Genomic DNA, 3,138 nt, shown 5'->3' on the forward strand with positions numbered 1-3,138 from the left:
GTGTTTTCTTTAGTTACATTGAAAGAAATGAGTTTGACAGGCAAGACATTGGCTACATTCAGTGGTGAGCCAGTGGTATTACCTACCGGATTCTCGGTAACGAAAGCATCATTCCATACCAACAATGTGCCTGTTGGCTGGTCCTGTGAAGCAGCGATGATTCGTATAGGCAATACGAATTTGCGAAGGGCCGCTGGTCCTGATCCTGACCAATCGCCTGTAATCTCGATAACGACAGCCGAAGATCCGTCTGTGCCCGATTGGATGGCGAAACCTGCTGGCAGAACGGCGCCACCTGCATACACAGCCCCTGGAGGAAATGCAACGTTGATCGTAAATTGTCCTGCCGTGAAAGTGTGGGCGGACTTGGAAGCATTTATAGTGTAGGTTCCCGTGACACTTCCCGTGGGGTTGTATGCCGGATATGGGTCCATGTCATAATTACCGGCCTGCAGATTGATATTCTCTCCTTGTCCAAAAGACAGATTGACGGCCAGAAGCAGTGCCATAACAGCGAGATTCACTCTTAAGAATAGATGTTTCATGTTTTCCGTTTTGTGTGTATTTTATCAAATTATTTGAAGCATATTTTATGCATCCGCACAGATCCAAATCTGTGCGGATGGGTAGATTACAAGCCCGATACGGTCAGTTCTATCGGCACAGTATTATTGAGGTTATTGGTTTCTCCTCCCGAACCGTCTCCAATTTCAAAGTTGATGGTATATTTTCCTTTGGATGTGGCAGGTGCTGCTGTAATAACAAGTGGAACAGACTTGAAGTTGGTTGCTCCATAAGCAACTGTCTCAGAGGTGGAGCTCAGCGTATAGTAGTTGCCACCTGCATCGTATGTCATAGCCCACCCCGGTGCCGAGCCCAGCACGAGTGAAAACTGGTTGTTTGGCGGATAAATATAGACTGTTATTGGTCCTGATGATACGGATCCCGTTTGACCCACGTTGAAAATACGCAGCGTGGCATTTTTTGTAAGTGCTGATGGTTTGATGTAACCAACATCTCCCATGGCATACAAAGGACGAAGGTCAGCAACCGCGCAGTTAGGTACAGCAGCCACACTTACCGAATTTGAAACACCAGATGTACATGTCCCGTTTGAGGCTGTTACCGTGTAAGGGCCGCTGCCACCTGCCAGTCCTGTGAAAGAGCCTGTTGTACTTGTCGCACCGCCCGGCGAGAGCGTGTAAGTGATTCCTGCAACGGGTGACGTTACTGAGATTCCACCCGTAAGAACTGTACATGTCGGATCAACAGCCGTGATTGCTGGTGTGGCCGGTGTCGCAGATGAAACTGTAACAGCTGACGAGGTTGGGCTAAAGCAATTGTTCGTAGCATCGTTGTATGTCAGGTAGTAGGTTCCGGGTGCAGCAACCGCTGTTGGGTTGCTTACCAGATTAGCCGAGGTTCCGGGTGTTCCTGTATGCCATTTAAATGTACTTCCACTTGGTGGGGTGCCGCTTTGAAGTGTGGTTAAATTGGCAGTTGCGCCACAAGCAAGTAAAGTACTCGCGCCTGGTACCGGAGCCACAGATCCGGCAGCACAATCTGGTATCAATGATACACCATCGATACTAGAATACGTAACATTAAATCCTACTGGGATAGATTGTATAGCAAAACTTATAGTGGCTGTTGTAGCAGTGGCAGTTAATGTTTGTGCGACCTGTACCCAATTCCAGGGAGTCGTGGTGTAAGATGAAACTTGGGTATAACCAGATAATCCTGTAATGGTAACTGCCGGCTTGACTGGATCATTATCTTGCATCTGGTTTGGTGTCAATGCCCAATAATAACTGAATTTGTATTTTTTCCCGACGGTGAGACCAGTTATTGTAGTTCCAAATGCTTCGGATTGAACAGTGAGACCATCAACACTTCTAAAACTCACCATACTTTCAAATGTACCACCATCTGGTGAAGCTACCGGCGTTCCTTTCCAAGGAACGCCGGTAGTTCCACCATTAAGTGCTCCTGAGCCTACACTATTAAGATCCGGGTTAGGGGTCACAGTATACCACCCGCTAGGTACACCCGTCCATGCAGGAGTACCTGTAAGTGAACCATTGGTAATCATTTCCTGTGCAAATGCCAGGCTACTGAACAACATCAATAATAAAACACACGATAGCAATCTTGCGTGCGCTGATGTTCGTGTAAAAAAAACTGCCATATTTTTCATATGTTAAAAAGCTAAAATTTGATTTGTATTCATTTGTTATAAACTGCCTAAATGATGACCTCGCCCATAAACTTCCGGAAGATGGAAGTCTTCCTAAGATGCCGCTTTCATTGTTTTGGCATTTATTCAGTCACACTGGAGACCGTAGATTGTAAATGTTAAGGCCATGATTAGTCAGTTGGCGGCCTCAGTCTTGTACGCACGGACACAAAGGAACTTTCATACCTCCGAGTCTTGCCGGATCGGCGGCGGTTTTACAAGGAGCCCTTTAGTCGGCACCAATCCCTTCTACGTCGAAAAAGGAGTTAGCCGTAACGCCAGCCGGATTTGCGCCAAATTTAACCTGAGCCTGCTACGCAATGTTGCCGGTCATTCCCATTTACGAAATGGCAAGCATACGCAACGTGTCAATGAGATTTTCTTGATAGTCGTTTCATTTGGATGTTTTTTGGAGTTGATGAAATTTTTTCTGTCTTCGTGAAATTGTTGGAAAATCATTTGCTCATAAATAGATTTATTATCTGTTAATATGTTAATGGAATCGAAGAAAACTCCTGATGGATTTGCCCAGTGTGGCAAGTTCAATCGCTGTTTTTCTTCGACGGTACAAAGGTCATGGTAAGCCAAATTCTGTAAAATACCTCTTTGGTAGTAACTTCATTAAATCCGATACCTTTAAGAAGGTACTTCTTCAGGTTGCGCCCAGCTATATGACTAGAGATAAGATATTTTCTAATCTATTAGGCTAGGAATCATCGGATTTTGCATACCTATATATTACTGTCAACCAATTTCCTTCTTGCGCAAGTGATTTTGATAACATTGCAATGACTGAAAAGGTAGCTTTCGACTCAGCCCTCAACCCCCCGCATCACTGATTTTCATCGAATAAACTCACAAAAAAAGGCACAATCTGTATTTGATTCAGGAAAGGTAAATAC

The 3,138-nt window shown here is 45.0% G+C and carries 2 protein-coding genes; both read right to left on the reverse strand.

The features are described 5' to 3' along the window. Positions 1-545, reverse strand: a 545-nt coding sequence (locus tag AC1XUD_RS26455) for a hypothetical protein (RefSeq protein WP_483364060.1), incomplete at its 3' end; no start/stop codon positions are given. An 86-nt stretch (positions 546-631) separates the two neighbouring features. After that, positions 632-2,188, reverse strand: a complete 1,557-nt coding sequence (locus tag AC1XUD_RS26460) for a hypothetical protein (RefSeq protein ID WP_483364061.1) — start codon at positions 2,186-2,188, stop codon at positions 632-634. Positions 2,189-3,138: the final 950 nt, after the last annotated feature.

The organism is Dyadobacter sp. HNCC25DJ184 (genome assembly GCF_056895215.1).